The 17,669-nt window shown below is 74.7% G+C and carries 18 protein-coding genes; 11 read left to right on the top strand and 7 right to left on the bottom strand.

Features of this window, described 5'->3' with window-relative positions:
- Positions 1-127: 127 nt before the first annotated feature.
- Positions 128-760 (bottom strand): TIGR03085 family metal-binding protein, encoded by a 633-nt coding sequence (locus IF89_RS0124765; protein WP_030772184.1) that lies wholly within the window; start codon positions 758-760, stop codon positions 128-130.
- A 91-nt stretch (positions 761-851) separates the two neighbouring features.
- Here IF89_RS0124765 and hisI point away from each other — a divergent pair, with 91 nt between their 5' ends.
- The 11 genes from hisI (at position 852) to lgt (ending at position 10,038) form a co-directional block, all read left to right on the top strand.
- Complete coding sequence (gene hisI / locus IF89_RS0124760; protein WP_030772182.1) at positions 852-1,220, top strand: phosphoribosyl-AMP cyclohydrolase; 369 nt, start codon at positions 852-854, stop codon at positions 1,218-1,220.
- A 16-nt stretch (positions 1,221-1,236) separates the two neighbouring features.
- Complete coding sequence (locus tag IF89_RS0124755; RefSeq protein WP_030772179.1) at positions 1,237-2,727, top strand: anthranilate synthase component I; 1,491 nt, start codon at positions 1,237-1,239, stop codon at positions 2,725-2,727.
- Between the two features lie 14 nt (positions 2,728-2,741).
- Positions 2,742-3,422 (top strand): TIGR02234 family membrane protein, encoded by a 681-nt coding sequence (locus IF89_RS0124750; protein ID WP_030772174.1) that lies wholly within the window; start codon positions 2,742-2,744, stop codon positions 3,420-3,422.
- A 122-nt stretch (positions 3,423-3,544) separates the two neighbouring features.
- Complete coding sequence (locus IF89_RS0124745) at positions 3,545-3,796, top strand: HGxxPAAW family protein (protein WP_030772171.1); 252 nt, start codon at positions 3,545-3,547, stop codon at positions 3,794-3,796.
- 68 nt (positions 3,797-3,864) lie between these two features.
- Entirely contained in the window at positions 3,865-4,365 is a 501-nt protein-coding gene (locus IF89_RS0124740) for a DUF2752 domain-containing protein (protein WP_078628482.1), read from the top strand.
- A gap of 172 nt (positions 4,366-4,537) precedes the next feature.
- Positions 4,538-5,347, top strand: coding sequence for an indole-3-glycerol phosphate synthase TrpC (trpC, locus tag IF89_RS0124735; RefSeq protein ID WP_030772165.1), 810 nt, complete (start codon positions 4,538-4,540; stop codon positions 5,345-5,347).
- 8 nt (positions 5,348-5,355) lie between these two features.
- Positions 5,356-5,547: a tryptophan biosynthesis modulator TrpM gene (gene trpM, locus IF89_RS0124730; protein WP_043194356.1), complete on the top strand. Its 192-nt coding sequence runs from the start codon at positions 5,356-5,358 to the stop codon at positions 5,545-5,547.
- 203 nt (positions 5,548-5,750) lie between these two features.
- Complete coding sequence (trpB, locus tag IF89_RS0124725) at positions 5,751-7,022, top strand: tryptophan synthase subunit beta (protein WP_030772162.1); 1,272 nt, start codon at positions 5,751-5,753, stop codon at positions 7,020-7,022.
- Positions 7,019-7,846 carry a tryptophan synthase subunit alpha gene (gene trpA / locus IF89_RS0124720; RefSeq protein ID WP_030772158.1) on the top strand — a complete coding sequence of 276 codons (828 nt, stop codon included), beginning with the start codon at positions 7,019-7,021 and terminating at the stop codon, positions 7,844-7,846. The genes trpB and trpA overlap by 4 nt, the downstream gene beginning before the upstream one ends.
- Before the next feature lie 100 nt (positions 7,847-7,946).
- On the top strand, positions 7,947-8,945 hold the full coding sequence (locus IF89_RS0124715) for a DsbA family protein (protein ID WP_078628481.1): 999 nt from the start codon (positions 7,947-7,949) through the stop codon (positions 8,943-8,945).
- Positions 8,946-9,033: 88 nt separating this feature from the next.
- Positions 9,034-10,038: a prolipoprotein diacylglyceryl transferase gene (lgt, locus tag IF89_RS0124710; RefSeq protein ID WP_030772152.1), complete on the top strand. Its 1,005-nt coding sequence runs from the start codon at positions 9,034-9,036 to the stop codon at positions 10,036-10,038.
- A gap of 95 nt (positions 10,039-10,133) precedes the next feature.
- Here lgt and IF89_RS0124705 read toward each other — a convergent pair whose 3' ends face one another.
- From IF89_RS0124705 to IF89_RS0124680, 6 genes are all read right to left on the bottom strand, one after another.
- A complete protein-coding gene (locus tag IF89_RS0124705; RefSeq protein ID WP_030772146.1) occupies positions 10,134-10,952 on the bottom strand; it encodes an HpcH/HpaI aldolase/citrate lyase family protein in 819 nt (272 codons plus the stop codon).
- On the bottom strand, positions 10,949-12,124 hold the full coding sequence (locus IF89_RS0124700; protein WP_030772144.1) for a CaiB/BaiF CoA transferase family protein: 1,176 nt from the start codon (positions 12,122-12,124) through the stop codon (positions 10,949-10,951). The genes IF89_RS0124705 and IF89_RS0124700 overlap by 4 nt, the downstream gene beginning before the upstream one ends.
- Before the next feature lie 446 nt (positions 12,125-12,570).
- Entirely contained in the window at positions 12,571-13,533 is a 963-nt protein-coding gene (gene rbsK / locus IF89_RS0124695) for a ribokinase (protein ID WP_078628480.1), read from the bottom strand.
- Positions 13,530-15,023, bottom strand: a complete 1,494-nt coding sequence (locus IF89_RS0124690; protein ID WP_030772137.1) for an ADP-ribosylglycohydrolase family protein — start codon at positions 15,021-15,023, stop codon at positions 13,530-13,532. The genes rbsK and IF89_RS0124690 overlap by 4 nt, the downstream gene beginning before the upstream one ends.
- Positions 15,020-16,165, bottom strand: a complete 1,146-nt coding sequence (locus IF89_RS0124685; protein WP_030772134.1) for an ADP-ribosylglycohydrolase family protein — start codon at positions 16,163-16,165, stop codon at positions 15,020-15,022. Before IF89_RS0124685 ends, IF89_RS0124690 begins: the two co-directional genes overlap by 4 nt.
- A gap of 136 nt (positions 16,166-16,301) precedes the next feature.
- Positions 16,302-17,660 carry an ADP-ribosylglycohydrolase family protein gene (locus tag IF89_RS0124680; protein ID WP_078628483.1) on the bottom strand — a complete coding sequence of 453 codons (1,359 nt, stop codon included), beginning with the start codon at positions 17,658-17,660 and terminating at the stop codon, positions 16,302-16,304.
- Between the last annotated feature and the right edge of the window lie 9 nt (positions 17,661-17,669).

The raw sequence follows: 17,669 nt of genomic DNA, 5'->3' as shown, positions 1-17,669 counted from the left end.
CCCCCCGGCGGCCCCGCACCCCCACCCCCCACAACCGACCCCGACCCGGGACACCACCCCAGCCCCGCCGGCGATTGAGGCGCGGCCACCCGGCCGCAGCCGGGAGCGGGACGCGAACAGGCACCTGCTACAGGCCCAGGGCGGCAGCGGTGAGCATGGCGACCGCGTCCTTCTCGCCGTCCAGCGAGACCGCCGCCGACGCCTGCCGGCCGAAGCAGAACAGCGTCAGTTCCCCCGGCTCGCCCGTCACCGTCACCACCGGCACGCCCTTGTGCGCCACCGCCGTCTGCCCGTCGGGACGCCTCAGCACCAGGCCCACCGGCGACCGGCGGCCCGTCAGCCGGGCCAGCTTCTCCAGGCGGGACCACAGCGCGTCCGAGAACACCGGGTCCAGCTCCCGCGGGGACCAGTCCGGCTGGGCCCGGCGGACGTCCTCCGCGTGGACGTAGAACTCCACCGCGTTCGCCGCCTCGTCGATCTGCTTCAGCGCGTACACCGACATCCGCGGCGGCCCCGTCCGGATGAGCTGGATCAGCTCCTCGTACGGCTTGGCCGTGTACTCCTCCATGGCCTTGTCCAGGCGGCCCTTCAGGACGTTCAGCAGGAGCCCGCCCGCCGCGTCCGGGCGGCGTTCCCGGACGACCACGTGCGCGGCCAGGTCGCGACAGGTCCAGCCGTCGCACAGCGTGGGGGCCTCCGGACCGGCCGCCTCCAACAGGTCCGCCAGCAGCAGGCGTTCACGCTTCGCATGGGTAGACATGCCAGCCAGCCTACGGCCGGATCCCACCGGACGCCCGCCCATCAGGCGGACATGGATCATTCCGCCCGCCCCCGCCCGGCACAATGGCTCCATGAGTACGTCCCCCCGCCCCGGCAACCTCGACCCCGCCATCGCCGCGCGCCTCAAGCGCTCCGCCGACGGGCTGGTCCCGGCCATCGCCCAGCAGTACGACACCGGTGAGGTGCTCATGCTCGGGTGGATGGACGACGAGGCCCTGCACCGCACCCTGACCACCGGCCGCTGCACGTACTGGTCCCGCAGCCGGCAGGAGTACTGGGTGAAGGGGGACACCTCCGGCCACTTCCAGCACGTCAAGTCCGTCGCCCTCGACTGCGACGGCGACACCGTCCTCGTCCGGGTCGACCAGGTCGGAGCCGCCTGCCACACCGGAGCCCGCACCTGCTTCGACGAAGACGTCCTCCTCCGCGCAGCCGACTAGGTAGGGGCACACCTCCATGGATCTCGAGACGTTCCGCAAGCTCGCGGCCGACCGCCGCGTCATCCCCGTGAGCCGCAAGCTGCTCGCCGACGGGGACACGCCCGTCGGGCTCTACCGCAAGCTGGCCGCCGAACGCCCCGGCACCTTCCTGCTGGAATCCGCGGAGAACGGCCGGTCCTGGTCCCGGTACTCCTTCGTCGGCGTCCGCAGCGACGCCACCCTCACCGTCCGGGACGGCCGGGCGCACTGGATCGGCACCCCGCCCGTCGGCGTGCCCACCGACGGGGACCCGCTCGACGCCCTGCGCGCCACCGTCGAGGCCCTCCACACCCCCCGCGACCTCGCGGCCGGCATGCCCCCCTTCACCGGCGGCATGGTCGGCTACCTCGGCTACGACATCGTGCGCCGCCTGGAGCGCATCGGCGAGCACGGCAGCGACGACCTGAAGCTGCCCGAGCTGACCATGCTGCTCACCTCCGACCTCGCGGTGCTCGACCACTGGGACGGCACCGTCCAGCTCATCGCCAACGCCATCAACCACAACGACCTCGACTCCGGCGTCGACGAGGCCTACGCGGACGCCGTGGCCCGCCTCGACGCCATGGAGGCGGACCTGGCCCGCCCCGCCCCCTACGCGCCGGCCCCGCTGCCCGCCTCCGAGCTGCCCGCCTTCTCCGCCCTGTGGGGCGGCGAGGAGTACCGGGCGGCCGTCGAGGACATCAAGGAGCGCATCCGGGCCGGCGAGGCCTTCCAGGTGGTGCCGTCCCAGCGGTTCGAGACCCCCTGCGCGGCCTCCGCCCTGGACGTGTACCGGGTGCTGCGCGCGACCAACCCGTCCCCGTACATGTACCTCTTCCGCTTCGAGAACGGCTTCGACGTCGTCGGCTCCAGCCCCGAGGCGCTGGTCAAGGTCGAGGACGGCCGGGCGATGGTCCACCCCATCGCCGGCACCCGCCACCGGGGCGCGACCCCGCAGGAGGACAACGACCTCGCCGAGGAGCTGCTGGCCGACCCCAAGGAGCGGGCCGAGCACCTGATGCTCGTCGACCTGGGCCGCAACGACCTCGGCCGGGTCTGCGAACCGGGATCGGTGGAGGTCGTCGACTTCATGTCGATCGAGCGCTACTCCCACGTCATGCACATCGTCTCCACCGTGACGGGCCGGGTGGCCGAGGGCAGGACCGCCTTCGACGTCCTCACCGCCTGCTTCCCCGCCGGCACCCTCTCCGGGGCGCCCAAGCCGCGCGCCATGCAGATCATCGAGGAGCTGGAGCCCTCCCGCCGCGGCCTCTACGGCGGCTGCGTCGGCTACCTGGACTTCGCCGGCGACTCCGACACGGCCATCGCCATCCGTACGGCCCTGCTGCGCGACGGCACGGCGTACGTGCAGGCCGGCGCCGGTGTCGTCGCCGACTCGGTGCCCGAGCTGGAGGACAACGAGTGCCGCAACAAGGCCGCCGCCGTGCTCCGCGCGGTGGCAGCGGCGAACCGCCTGAGCGGCTCCTGAGGGCGTAGGGGATAGTGGGGTACGTGAGTGCCGTACCCCCGCCCCGATCCGACGCCTCCGCCGAGCCCGAGTCCGAGGCCCCCGACAGCCGCAGCAGCCGCCGCAGCGTGGCCGCCGCGCTGCTGCTCGGCGCGCTCGGCGCCACCGTCGTCCTGCTCGCCTCCGGCCGGGTCTGGGCCCGGGGCACCGCCGCCATCGGCAGCGACTCGCTCCAGCTGAGCGCCGACGGGCGGGCCGTGACCGGCCTCCCGGCGGCGCTGGCCATCGTCGGCCTGGCCGCACTGGTGGCCGTCTTCGCCGTACGCGGCAGGAGCCGGCTGCTGGTGTCGGCGCTGCTGGCGCTCAGCGGTCTCGGCGCGGCCCTGTCGGCGCTCTTCGGCTCCGACGGCCGCAGCGCCCTGGACGCGCAGGCCGCCCGCACGACCGCGGACAGCGCGGCCCACGTGGCCGGCCTGACGCAGACGACGTGGCCGTACGTCACGGCGGCGGGCGCGGTCCTGATCCTGGCCGCCGGGCTGCTGGCGCTGCGCTTCGGCCGCGGCTGGCCCTCCATGGGCGGTCGCTACGAGCGTGACGGCGGCCCCCGTCCGCGAGCCGCAGCGGCGGTGGACCCGGACCGGCCGGAAGATCTGTGGAAGGCTCTGGACCGCGGCGAGGACCCGACCACGGACCCGGGCGGCGACCGGACCCGCTGACCCGGCTCCCGAGCCGACCCCCCTGGACGGCGAAGCCGCCCGGTGCGGGACAATGTCACCGAGCGTCCGACACAGACCGCACGCTCGACCAGCAGCGCCACAGAGCAAACGAGGAGCAACTCATGGCGGGCACTAGCCACGGACACACCCCGGCCGCCTGGACCGGTGTCATCATCGCCTTCATCGGTTTCTGCATCTCCGGCGCCTTCATGGTGCTCGCGAACCCGCTGGGCTTCTGGGCCGGTCTCGTCGTCGTCGCGCTCGGCGGTGTCGTCGGCCTGGCGATGAAGGCCGCGGGCATGGGCGCGCCGAAGGCCGCCCACAAGGACCTCGCCGAGGTCATCGCCGCCAGCAAGGTCCCCGCCAAGGCCTGAGCGCGCCACCTGCGCCGGTCCTGGCAGGAAGCCGAAAGGCGCGGCCCCGCCGGGCTGCGCCTTTTGTCGTGAGCGGAGAGAATCAGCAGGTGGACGCCTCCAGCACCCCCGACGCCGGGCCCGGCCCGCAGGCCGCTCCGGCCGCACCCGCGCTGCCCGCCCGGCGGGCGTCCCGGGCCGGTCGGCTCGCCGCCCCGGCGCTGTACCTGGCCGCGGCCGCCGCGGCGTTCACGTACGTGGGCGCCGTGGACCCCAACGAGCCGGGCCACTACCCGGTCTGCCCGCTGCTGCGGCTGACGGGCATCCTGTGCCCCGGCTGCGGCGGGCTGCGCAGCGCGCATGCCTTCGCCCACGGCGACCTGGGCGCCGCTTTCGGGTCGAATGCGCTCGCCGTCGTCGGCTACTTCGTCTTCGCAGGTTTCATGGCCCTTTGGCTGGTTCGCGCCTACCGCGGCGGGCCGGTCCCGAGGATCGTGCTGCGTCCCGCCCTCTGGTGGGCGGTGGGCGCGGTGGTACTCGTTTTCGCCGTTGTCCGAAATCTCTCTTTCGGGTCGGCACTGGCGCCCTGACCCCCGCCTGCACCGGGGATGAGGCGCGCATTCCGAATGTCCAGTTACTGGGACGCCGTCAACCGAGTGCGGAGTGCGACGCCTCCGCCGGATACCATTTGATTGCCGACCTTGCAGTGGTACGTGTCTGCAGGGCGGCCGACCGTCATCGACCCGGAAGGGGGCCGCTCGCGTGAGTGTGCTCGACGAGATCATCGAAGGGGTCCGCGAAGACCTTGCCGAACGGCAGTCCCGCGTGAGCCTCGACGAGCTCAAGGAGCGTGCCGCCAAGGCGCCCCAGGCCAAGGACGGCGTCGCGGCCCTGCGCGGCGACGGCGTCAAGGTGATCTGCGAGGTCAAGCGCTCCAGCCCCTCCAAGGGCGCGCTGGCCGCCATCGCGGATCCGGCCGGGCTCGCCGCGGACTACGAGGCAGGCGGTGCGGCGGTCATCTCCGTCCTCACCGAGCAGCGCCGGTTCGGCGGCTCGCTGGCCGACCTGGAGGCCGTCCGCGCCCGCGTGGACATCCCGATCCTGCGCAAGGACTTCATCGTCACGGCGTACCAGCTGTGGGAGGCCCGCGCCTACGGCGCCGACCTCGCGCTGCTGATCGTCGCCGCCCTGGAGCAGGAGGCCCTCGTCTCCCTCATCGAGCGGGCCGAGTCCATCGGCCTCACGCCGCTCGTCGAGGTCCACGACGAGGAGGAGGTGGAGCGCGCGGTCGCCGCCGGCGCCAAGATCATCGGCGTGAACGCCCGCAACCTCAAGGACCTCAAGGTCGACCGCTCCACCTTCGAGCGCGTCGTCGGGGAGATCCCGCCCCACATCGTCAAGGTCGCCGAGTCCGGCATCCGCGGACCGCACGACCTGATCGCCTACGCCAACGAGGGCGCCGACGCCGTTCTCGTCGGGGAGTCCCTGGTCACCGGCCGCGACCCGAAGGCGGCCGTCGCCGACCTCGTCGCCGCCGGGGCCCACCCGGCCCTGCGCCACGGACGGAGCTGACCCGTCCCATGGCCCACGACCGCGCCTCCGTCCGCACGCGCCGCGTGCCGGCGGCGTACGCGCCCCTGGCGCGCGGCTGCCGCCCCCGCGGCTGCCGCGCCCCGGCCCGGCGCGTCCACGGGCGGCGGGTCCGGTACGTGATCGGCTCCGAGCCCGGACAGGTCAACGGCATGCGATGGCGCCGCGGAGGCGCGCCGTAGCGAGGGCTGCCGCGGCCCGGTACGCGAGACGTACCGCGCCGCGTGGTCCCGTACGGCCCGCTGCCCGGGCCGCCCGGCTCCGGGAGCGGGCCGCCCCGTACCGTACGCCGACACCCCCTTGAGGGGCGTGGTCCGGCGGCGCGGACGGGCGGCGCCTACGGTGAAACCACCCGCCGCATCTCGCACCCGTAGGAGCACTGGACATGTCCAGCGAGTTCTTCATCCCGGACCCGGAGGGTCACGTCCCCAACGCCGAGGGCTACTTCGGCGACTTCGGCGGCAAGTTCATCCCGGAGGCGCTCGTCGCCGCCGTGGACGAGGTCGCCGTCGAGTACGAGAAGGCCAAGGGCGACCCGTCCTTCGCGGCCGAACTCAACGACCTCATGGTCAACTACACCGGCCGCCCCAGCGCCCTCACCGAGGTGCCCCGCTTCGCCCAGCACGCCGGCGGCGCACGCATCTTCCTCAAGCGCGAGGACCTGAACCACACCGGCTCGCACAAGATCAACAACGTGCTGGGCCAGGCGCTGCTCACCAAGCGCATGGGCAAGACCCGGGTGATCGCCGAGACCGGCGCAGGCCAGCACGGCGTGGCCACCGCCACCGCCTGCGCCCTCTTCGGCCTCGAATGCGTCATCTACATGGGCGAGATCGACACCCAGCGCCAGGCGCTGAACGTCGCCCGCATGCGCATGCTGGGCGCCGAGGTCATCGCGGTGAAGTCCGGCTCGCGGACCCTGAAGGACGCGATCAACGAGGCGTTCCGGGACTGGGTCGCCAATGTCGACCGCACCCACTACCTCTTCGGCACGGTCGCCGGGCCGCACCCCTTCCCGGCGATGGTCCGCGACTTCCACCGGGTCATCGGCGTCGAGGCCCGCCGCCAGATCCTGGAGCGCGCCGGCCGGCTGCCCGACGCCGTCGCGGCCTGCGTCGGCGGCGGCTCCAACGCCATCGGCCTCTTCCACGCCTTCGTCCCGGACGCGGACGTCCGCCTCGTCGGCTTCGAGCCCGCCGGCCACGGCGTCGAGACCGGCGAGCACGCGGCGACCCTGACCGCGGGCGAGCCCGGCATCCTGCACGGCTCCCGCTCCTACGTCCTCCAGGACGAGGAGGGGCAGATCACCGAGCCGTACTCCATCTCGGCGGGCCTGGACTACCCGGGCATCGGACCGGAGCACTCCTACCTGAAGGACACCGGCCGCGGCGAGTACCGCGCGGTCACCGACGACGCCGCCATGCAGGCGCTGCGCCTGCTGTCGCGCACCGAGGGGATCATCCCGGCGATCGAGTCGGCGCACGCCCTCGCCGGCGCCCTGGACCTGGGCCGTGAGCTGGGCGAGGACGGGCTGATCGTCGTCAACCTGTCCGGCCGCGGCGACAAGGACATGGACACCGCCGCCCGCTACTTCGGGCTGTACGACACCGACGGTGAAGTCGCCGACAACGAGTTCTCCGAGGGGGACGACAAGTGAGCTCCACGCACGGACGCGGCAACATCGAGCTGCTGGGCGCCACCCTCGCCAAGGCGAAGGCCGAGGACCGCGCGGCCCTCGTCGCCTACCTCCCCGCCGGCTTCCCGACCGTCGACGGCGGCATCGAGGCGGTCAAGGCCGTCGTCGCCGGCGGCGCGGACATCGTCGAGATCGGCCTGCCCCACAGCGACCCGGTCCTCGACGGCCCGGTCATCCAGACCGCCGACGACATCGCCCTGCGCGGCGGGGTCAAGATCGCCGACGTGTTCCGCACGGTCCGCGAGGCCCACGAGGCGACCGGCGCCCCGATCCTGGTGATGACGTACTGGAACCCCATCGACCGCTACGGCGTCGAGCGCTTCACGGCCGAGCTGGCGGCCGCGGGCGGCGCCGGCTGCATCCTGCCCGACCTGCCGGTGCAGGAGTCCGCGCTGTGGCGGGAGCACGCCGAGAAGCACGGTCTGGCGACCGTCTTCGTCGTGGCCCCCAGCAGCAAGGACGAGCGGCTGGCCACCATCACGGCGGCCGGCTCCGGATTCGTCTACGCCGCCTCGCTGATGGGCGTCACCGGCACCCGCGAGTCGGTCGGCAACCAGGCCCAGGACCTGGTCCGCCGCACCCGTGCCACCACCGACCTGCCTGTCTGCGTGGGCCTCGGCGTCTCCAACGCCGCCCAGGCCGAGGAGGTCGCGGGCTTCGCCGACGGCGTGATCGTCGGCTCGGCCTTCGTGAAGCTGCTGCTGGACGCGCCGGACCTGCCGGCCGGGCTGGACGCCGTACGGGCGCTGGCGGGCGACCTCGCGCGCGGCGTACGCAGGGACTGAGCAGCGACAAACCGGACACCCGATCGGGTTCTGTAGTCCGATCGGGTGGAATGCCCGGCAGGGAGGCACGCGAGTGCCTCCCTGCTTCGTTTGGCGGAGCGTGAGCGAGAAGAACGACGGTGCGAACCGCGATGCGACGAAACGATCGGCCCGGGAGCGACTCCAAGCGGAGCGCGAGCGGCAGAAGACCCGGGACAAGCGCCGGCGGACCCTGATCGTGGCGGCGGCGGTGGTCGGCGTCCTGGGCCTGGCGACGGTCGTCGGCGTGATCGCGGCCAACGCCGGCAAGGGCGACAAGTCCGACTCGGCGGGCCCGGTGGTCGCGCCCTCCGGCGCCACCGGCAAGGACGCCCTCGCGATCCGGACGGGCAAGCCCGAGGCCAAGTCCACCCTCACGGTGTGGGAGGACTTCCGCTGCCCCGCCTGCAAGTCCTTCGAGGACAACTACCGGGACACCATCCACGAGCTGGAGGCCAAGGGCCTGCTCAAGGTGGACTACCACCTGGTCACGCTCATCGACGGGAACATGGGCGGCAGCGGCTCCCTGAAGGGTGCCAACGCGGCGGCGTGCGCGCAGGACGCCGGCAAGTTCACCGAGTACCACGACATCCTCTTCCAGAACCAGCCGGAGGAGGTCGACGACGCCTACGGCAAGAACGCCAAGCTGCTGGAGCTGGCGGGCAAGGTCGAGGGGCTGGACACTCCGGAGTTCCGCACGTGCGTCGAGGAGGGCACGCACAACAGCTGGGTGGCCAAGTCGCACGAGGCCTTCGGTGCCGGGAACTTCCGCGGCACGCCCACCGTGCTGCTCGACGGCAAGGACATCTTCGCCGACCAGGCGAACCCGCTCACCCCGCAGAAGCTGAAGGAGCAGGTGGAGGCCGGCGCCAAGGGCTCGGGCGGAGCCGGGGCGAAGGGCTCCGAGAAGGACACCGGGAAGGGCGGGGCGCAGGGCGAGGCGAAGGCCTCACCGTCGGCGTCGAGGACCCCGTCGAGGAGTGCCTCCGGCGGTTCCGGCAGCAGGTCGGACAGCAGCTCCGGGAGCGGGACCTCGAACGGCACCGGGAGCGGGGCCGGGAACGGATCCGCGGGGGGCTGACTTCCGCCGATCCATGTCTGGATTTGGTTTCGACCCTGCCGGGCGGGTTGCGGTACGCACCGTCCGGCAGGGTAGCGTCAGGTCTGCCATGGACATTGCTTACATCCCCAGTCCGTCGACCGGCGTGATCCAACTCGGACCGATCCCGCTCCGCGGCTACGCGTTCTGCATCATCATCGGCGTCTTCGTCGCCGTCTGGCTCGGCAACAAGCGCTGGATCGCGCGCGGCGGCAAGCCGGGCACGGTCGCGGACATCGCCGTGTGGGCGGTGCCGTTCGGGCTCGTCGGCGGTCGCCTCTACCACGTGATCACCGACTACCAGCTCTACTTCGGCGAGGGCCGCAACTGGGTCGACGCCTTCAAGATCTGGGAGGGCGGCCTCGGCATCTGGGGCGCGATCGCGCTGGGCGCGGTGGGCGCCTGGATCGGCTGCCGGCTGCGCGGCATCCCGCTGCCGGCCTGGGCGGACGCCCTGGCCCCCGGCATCGCGCTGGCGCAGGCCTGCGGCCGCTGGGGCAACTGGTTCAACCAGGAGCTCTACGGCCGGGCCACGGACCTGCCGTGGGCGGTGGAGATCAGCGCCGGCCCGAACCGCGACGCCGGAACCTACCACCCGACCTTCCTGTACGAGTCGCTGTGGTGCATCGGCGTCGCCCTCCTGGTGATCTGGGCCGACCGCCGCTTCACGCTCGGTCACGGGCGCGCATTCGCCCTGTACGTGGCCGCGTACTGCGTCGGCCGGGGCTGGATCGAGTACATGCGCGTCGACGAGGCGCACCACATCCTGGGCGTCCGGCTGAACGTCTGGACGTCGATCGTCGTCTTCGTACTCGCCGTCGTCTACTTCGTGCTCTCCGCCAAGCTGCGGCCGGGCCGCGAGACGGTCGTCGAGCCGGACGCCTCCCGCGGCGAGGGCGACAAGGGGACCGGCGAGAAGGCGGACGGCACCGCCGCGGACCTCCCGGAGCCGAAGGACTCCGTGCCCGCCCCCGCCGAGCACGCCGACGCCCCCGCGCAGCAGGGGGCAGCGGTCAAGGCCGATCTGCGCAAGCCGGCCGCCGACGCCGAGGCTCCGGAGCCCGACAAGGCCTGACGCCGCCGAACGCCACGAGAGGGGTGCCGCGCCCGACGCGACACCCCTCTTGCACATCCCCGCCCACCCGGCGGAGGCCCGGGGTGGGGTGGGGGTCAGGGGAGCGTCCTGGTGCGGGCGGCCAGGGCGAGGGTGCGGTGGGCCGACGCCACCACCGCCGGGTCCACGAAGCGGCCGTCCGGCAGGGCCAGGGCGCCCGGGGCGGCGCGGGCCGCGCTGAGTACCTCCAGTGCGGCGTCCACGTCCTCCGGCGCCGGGAGGTAGGCCCGCTCGATCACCGGCAGCTGGCGCGGATGGATCGCCGCCCGGCCGAGGAAGCCGAGGGACCGGCCGCGCGCGCAGGAGGCCGCCAGCGCCTCAGTGTCCCGGATGTCCGGGAACACCGACTGGGCCGGCGGCGCCAGCCCGGCCGCGCGTGCCGCGACCACCACGCGGGAGCGGCACCAGTCCAAGCCCTCCTCCGCGCCGACCGCCAGGTCCGCCCGCAGGTCCGCCTCCCCGAGGGAGAGTCCGCACAGGGCCGGGTGCGCGCGGGCGATCGCGTACGCGCGCTCCACGCCCAGCGCCGACTCCAGCAGCGCGTACAGGCCCACCCCGCCGGCCCGGTCGGCGGCCGCGGCGATCTGCTCCGGGGCGCTGACCTTGGGCAGCCGCAGCCCCGCCAGCCCGCGCAGCCCGGCCAGCGCGCTGAGGTCGGCGCCGCCCCACGGCGAGTCGAGGGCGTTGACGCGGACGTGGACGGGCACCGCCGGCCGTTCGGCGAGCAGTTCGACCGTGGCGGCGCGGGCGTACTCCTTGCGGGACGCCGCCACCGCGTCCTCCAGGTCGACGATGACGGCGTCCGCCCCGCAGCCCAGCGCTTTGGCGACCACCGCCGGGCGGTCGCCCGGTGCGTACAGCCAGGTCAGGATCACAGTGCCCCCTCGGTGCGCAGCGCGGCGATCTCCGCCCCGGACAGTCCCAGCTCGGCCAGTACCTCGGTGGTGTCCGCTCCGTGCGGGCGGCCCGCCCAGCGGATCCCGCCGGGGGTCTGCGACAGCCGGAAGAGGATGTTCTGCATCCGCAGGGGGCCCAGCTCCGGGTCCTCGACCTCGGTCACCGTGTCGAGGGCCGCGAACTGCGGATCGGCCATCACGTCGCGGACGTCGTAGACGAGCGCCACGGCCGCCTCGGCGTCCTCGAAGGCACAGACGACCTCCTCCGCCTTGCGGCGGGCGATCCAGCCGCCGACCGCGTCGTCGAGGACGCCGGAGTGCCGGGCCCGCCCGGCGCCGGTGGCGAACCACGGTTCGGCGATCAGATCAGGCCGTCCGACCAGGCGCATCACCCGCTCGGCGACGGACTGTGCGGAAGCGGACACCGCCAGCCAGCGGCCGTCGGCGCTGCGGTAGGTGTTGCGGGGGGCGTTGTTGGCGGAGCGGTTGCCGGTGCGCGGCTGGACGTAGCCCAGTTGGTCGTACCAGAGCGGCTGCGGGCCGAGCACGGTCAGGATGGGCTCGACGATGGCGAGGTCCACGACCTGGCCGTGTCCGGTGCGGTCGCGTCCGGCGAGCGCCGTCATGACGGCGTACGCGCAGGTCAGGGCGGCGATGGAATCGGCGAGGCCGAAGGGCGGCAGGGTCGGGGGCCCGTCCGGCTCCCCGGTGGCCGCGGCGAATCCGCTCATGGCCTCGGCGAGGGTGCCGAAGCCGGGGCGGTGGGCGTACGGGCCCTGCTGGCCGAAGGCCGTGACGCGGGCCAGGACCAGGCGCGGGTTGGCGGCGGACAGTTCGGGCCAGCCGAGGCCCCACCGCTCCAGGGTGCCGGGTCGGAAGTTCTCGATGACCACGTCGGCGGTGGCGGCGAGCCGCAGGAGGGTGTCCCTGCCGCCCGGGGTGGACAGGTCGAGGGTCATGGTCCGCTTGTTCCGGCCGAGGAGCTTCCACCACAGGCCGATGCCGTCCTTGGCGGGGCCGTGGCCGCGGGAGGGGTCGGGGACGGTCGGGTGCTCGACCTTGACGACGTCGGCGCCGAAGTCGCCGAGCAGGGTCGCGGCGAGCGGGCCGGCGAAGAGCGTCGCGAGGTCGAGTACGCGCAGGCCGCGCAAGGGTCCCTTGCCGGGCCGGGCGTGAGCGGGCGCGGCCGCGGCCGTCGGCCGCGGGCCCGGGGCCTCCGCCCGGGGCGGGGTGGGGCTGCCGGTCCCGGGCGGGGTCCGGGGGTGCCGGCCGGGGTCGGGTGGCGGGGTCGGGGTTTCGGTGGGGTCGGCCTCGGTGGGGACGGGTGTGCGCCGGGGCGTCTCCTGGGGCGCCGAACGGTGCTCGGGGTCGGAGGGGTGGGCGGGGGTGCGTTCGGCGCCCTGCGGGGAGCGCCCCGACACACACCCGTCCCCGGCGGGGTCGGCCTGTACGGGGTGCGTGTCCGAGGGCGTGCCGTGTTCCGTCGGCGGTCGAGAGGTGCCTGTCGGGGAGCGTCGGCCGGGGGCGTGCGGGGCCGTCGGGGCTTCGGCGGGGTCGGGCGCGGTGGGTTCGGTCGGGGCGGTGGGATCGGTGGGGGTCACGGAGTGGCTCCGGTGTCGCGGGAGCGGAGGTCGGCGCTGCCCGCCGGGCGGGATTCCGCCTCCCACGCGGCCAGGGCGAACGCGTCCGTCTCGGCGCGTGTCGGCATCGAGTCCTGGGCGCCGTGGCGCTGCACCGACAGCGCGGCCGCCGCCGAGGCCCAGCGCAGCGCCTCCGGCATGGGGCGTCTCTCGCCCATGGCCACCGCCAGGGCCCCGACGAAGGTGTCCCCGGCCGCCGTGGTGTCCACGGCACGGACCCGGGGCGCGGGCACGGAAAGGGGGTCCCGGCCGCGTGCCGCGTGGAGGACGCCGGCCGCGCCGAGGGTGATCACCACCTCCGGCACGGTGGCCAGCAGGGCCTCGGCGGCCTGCCGGGGGTCGGTCAGCCCGGTCAGTGCGGTCGCCTCGTGCTCGTTGGGCACCAGCAGGTCGGTGGCCGCGAGGAGTTCGGCGGGCAGCGGCTGCGCCGGGGCCGGGGTGAGCACCGTACGGACGCCGTGCGCGCGGGCTGCCCGGGCTCCGGCGAGCACGACGGGCAGGGGCAGTTCGAGCTGGAGGAGGAGCGTGCCGGCGGCGGCGATCCGGGCCTCGTCGCCCGCTTCGAGCGCGGTGACGCTGCCGTTCGCGCCCGGGATCACGACGATGCGGTTGCCGCCCTCGTCGTCCACGGTGATGTGCGCCGTGCCGCTGGCGCCCTCGACGGTGCGCAGGCCCGCCGTCTCGACGCCGGCCGCGGTGAGCGCGGAGCGCAGCCGTACGCCGAACTCGTCCGCGCCGACCGCGCCGATCATCACCACCTTCCCGCCGGAACGGGCGGCGGCGACGGCCTGGTTGGCTCCCTTGCCGCCGGGGACGGTCCGGAAGGCGCGGCCGGTGACGGTCTCCCCGGGCAGGGGGGCCTTGGGGACGTGGGCGACGAGGTCCATGTTGGTGCTGCCGAGCACGGTGATCGCCGTCATGAGCGTGCTGCCTCCTGTGCGGTGAGGTGGGCGAGGGTGTCGAAGCCCACGCCGTCGAAGCCGGGGACGGTCGTGGCGAGGCGGTTCTTGAGGGGGGCGGTCCAGCGGTGCGGGATCCGCCGGGGCGAGCCGGCGAGCAGCCCGGCGAGGGCGCCGGCGGTGGCGCCGTTGGAGTCGGTGTCCCAGCCGCCGGACACGGCACGGCAGACGGAACGGGTGAAGTCACCGTCGGCGTGGGTGAGGGCGGCGGCGATCAGGGCGGTGTTGGGGACGGCGTGGACCCAGTGGTAGTGCCCGTAGCGGGCGTGCAGCCGGTCGGCGACGGTGTCGAAGTCGGCCTCTTCGGCGGCGGTCGCGATCCCGAAGCGGACGGCTTCGGCGAGGCGGGAACGGGGCGGTACGGCGGCCAGTCCGGCGCGCAGCGCGGTGTGGACGTCCGCGCGTCCGGTGGCGGCGCGGGCGGTGGCGGCGGCGACGAAGAGGGCGGCGTACACGCCGTTGCCGGTGTGGGTGAGGGCGGCGTCCCGGTACGCCTGGGCCGCCGCGGCGGCCGGGTCGCCCGGGTTGGTCCAGCCGTGCACGTCGGCGCGGATGAGGGCGCCGATCCACTCGCGGAACGGGTTGTGGTGGGTGGCGGTGGCGGGCGGCTCCAGGCCGAGGAGGAGGTTGCGGTAGGCGATCCGCTCGGCGGTGAAGGTCCGTCCGGCGGGCAGCTCGTCGAGCCACAGGCGGGCGACGTCGGCGGTGGTGAAGGCCTTGCCGTGGCGCTGGAGCAGGAGGAGGCCCAGGAGGGGGTAGTTGAGGTCGTCGTCCTCCGGCATGCCGTCGATGTTCTCGGCGAGGGAGGTCGGGGCCGAACGGCGGTTCCAGGGGTAGGCGGCGAGCAGCTCGGCGGGGACGCCGCGGGCGGTGAACCAGTCGTCCAGCGGCCAGTTGCCCGCGGCACGGGCCAGCGCCCTGATGCCGGCGAGCGGTAGCTTCTCCACGGGCTTCCCGAGCAGGCACCCGACGGCCCGCCCGAGGAGAGCCCCTTCGAGCCGCTCCCGCAGCCCCGGCCCGGCCCCTGCCTCGGCCCCGGGCCCTGCCTCGGCCCCCCACCCCGCGCCGCCCTCCGGCGGGCCCAGCGGGTCCCGGCCGCGCGGCGGGGGGCCGAGCCCGGGGTCGTCCGCCACCGCCACCCCCGCGGCCTGTCGGCAGGCCGATGTGATGGCTGCCCAGGACGTCGGCTCGTCGGCGGACAACGGGCAGTCAAGAGCGGCCAGTTCGTCCAGCAGGCGGGAGGCCAGCGCCCGCAGGTGCGGGGGAGCCGGGACCGGGGAGGCCCCGGCGCACTCGGGCGCCGGGTGCCCGCCCGCCGCGAGCCACGCCCGCAGGGCGGGGCCGGGATCCCGGCCGTCCTCGGCGGCCTGCCGCAACTCGTGCCCGACGAGGTCCTCCGGCTGCGCCCAGGTCAGCCGCAAGGCGTCGGACCCGGTGGCGGAGGCAGTCATCGGGGCGTGGCGATCGAGGTGAAGGCCGCTTCGTGGGCACGGCGGCGGGTGCGGTCGCGGGCGAAGATCTCGAGGGCCACGGCGGCCAGGGCGACCGCCGGGGCGTGCAGGTCCAGGCGGCTGGCCTCGGCGACCTGCTTCGCCCACACCGCGGGGACGGCGGCCTCGCCGCCCAGGGCTCCGGCGATCGCTCCGGCCATGGTGGCGATGGAGTCGCAGTCCCGCCCGTAGTTGACCGCCCCGAGCACGGCCCCCTCGTACCGGCCGTCCGCGACCAGCAGCATCCCCAGTGCGACCGGGAGTTCCTCGATGGCGTGGAGGCGGGACGGGCGGCGGGCGTCGAGGGACGGATTGCGGTAGTCGGGGCCGACCGAGTCGTACGGGGCCACCGCCGCCCGCAGCGGCACGAGCGCCGACTCGAAGTCCCGGTGGGCGCAGGCCGCTTCGCGAACCGCCGCGATCGCCGCCCGCGTGCCGTCCTTCGCCAGGGCCAGCACGGTGTCCACCACACTCGCGGCCGTCGCCCCCGGCACGCACGCGGCCGCGACCGCCGCCGCGAACACGCCCGCCGCCTCGCGTCCGTACGAGGACTGGTGCGCGCCGGCGATGTCGAGGGCCTCGGCGTAGGCTCCCGCCGGGTTGCCCGCGTTGGCGATGCCGACCGGAGCCATGTACATGGCCGCGCCGCAGTTGACGATGTTGCCGGTGCCGGCCTCGCGAGGGTCCGCGTGTGCGTAGTGCAGACGGGTCACCATCCACTTCTCGGCGAGGAAGATCCGCTGCAACGGCAGCGCCTCCGCCTCCAGTTCGGGGATCCAGCGCGGGGTGGACATCAGGTCGGGGACCAGGTGCTCGGCGACGGCATAGGCGTCGAGGTGGTCCCGTACGGTCTCGTAGACCCGCACCAGCGCGTGCGTCATCAAGGTGTCGTCCGTGACGTGCCCGTCGCCCTTGTGGTACGGGGCGATGGGACGGGCCGTGCGCCAGTTCTCGTGCCACGGGCCGACGATGCCGTGGACGCGGCCGCCGTGCCGTTCGACGATCTGGTCCGGGGTCCATCCCTCCACCGGGCCGCCGAGCGCGTCGCCGACGGCGGCGCCGACGAGGGCACCGCAGGCCCGGTCCTCCAACGTGAGCGTCATTCGGCTCTCCCTCTCCTTGTCCGGAAACCTGTGGGCGCTGTGCTGCGTGCGGGAGGGTTACCACCTTGCCCCCGGCAGGCGTGCGCGGCTGCGGTCGACACGTCCGGAGCGTGGTCGCGCGGCTGGAAGTCGCCCGTCACGCGGACGGCCTCCGCTCGGGCGGGCCGACCCCGGCCGCGGGGGCCTCCAGGGGGGCGGGCCCGAGCGGGCCGGTCCCGGGTGAGGTGAGTTCGGTGCCGGCGAGGAGCGCGGCGAGTTCGACGAGGTCGGTGCCGGCGAGGTGGGGGAGGGCGCAGCCGGAGAGGGTGCGGCAGGCTTCGCGCCAGGCGGCGGGGATCGCATCGCCGCCTCCGATCGCGCCGGTCAGCGCGCCGGCGAGGGCGGGGGCGGAGTCGGCGACGCGGGACAGGCAGGCGGCCGCCGGTACGGCCTCGGTGGCCCGGCCGCGGGCGGCGGTGGCGAGGGCGAGGGCCACGGGGACGGTCTCGGCGGCGGCGATGCCGTAGCTGTACACGTGGTCGACGATCTCGTGTTCGAGGGTCGGGACGATGGCGAAGGCGCCGCCGTCGGTGTGGGCACGGGCCAGTCCTACGGCGTGGCGGGCGTTGCGGCCGATCTCGGTGGCGGCGGGCAGCCGGGCGAGGGCGGCGTCCACGGCGGCGTCGACGTCTGCCGTGGCGAGGGCGGTCGCGACGGCCGCGGCCATGGCGCGGGCGCCGTGCACCCCGTCGCCGTCCTGGGTGTAGCGGGCGTCGAACTCCGCGAGGTCGGCGGCGGCCGCGGCGTCGCCGGGGTGGACGACGGCGAGGACGCAGGCACGGACGCAGGCCGCGTCGTCGAAGTAGTGCGGGTTGTCGTGGCCGGTGGCGGGCGGACGCAGGCCGGTGGCGAGGTTGCCGAGGCCGGCGCGTACGGAGATCCGGGCGCGCAGGGGCAGCACGGCGGACTCCACTTCGGGTGCGCGCTCCGCTGCGGCGGCGACCTCGGAGGCGAGGGCGTTCCAGGCGAGGTCGATGGCGGCGCGCATGCGGCGGGAGCGGGAGAGGTCGCTGAGGAGGACGCCGGCTGCGGTGAGGACGGATTCGGCCACGAAGGCCGCCCACTCGGCGTCGTCGGACGGGCCGAGGCGCAGGGGTTCCGGAGGCTGGTTGAGGGCGATGGGGACGGGCAGGGTGGTGGTGGCGTTCTGCTCGGCGAAGGTGTCGAGCTCGCGGGTGAGGCGGCGGGTCCACTCGGGCATCCGGGCGGCACGGTGGCGGGCCGCGGGCCAGCCGGCGGCGTCGCCCGCGGCGAGCCCGAGGAGCAGGCCCTCGATGGGACGGCGGTCCTGCGACGCCCCTGCGGGGTGCTCGGGGTGCGGGGCGGCGGTCCGGATGACGGCCCGCACCGCCGGCTCCGTCCCGAGCCCCGCCGCCCGCAGGGTGGTGGCCCGTGCGGCCGGGGGCCGGACCGCACCGTCCTGGCCGGCCGTGCCTGCCGGAGGCTGCGCCGGCATGGCCGGCCC

This window comes from Streptomyces sp. NRRL F-2664 (genome assembly GCF_000719345.1).
Classification (GTDB): domain Bacteria; phylum Actinomycetota; class Actinomycetes; order Streptomycetales; family Streptomycetaceae; genus Streptomyces.
Note: the sequence above shows the minus strand (reverse complement) of the source record. Positions and strands in the feature narration are given on the sequence as shown.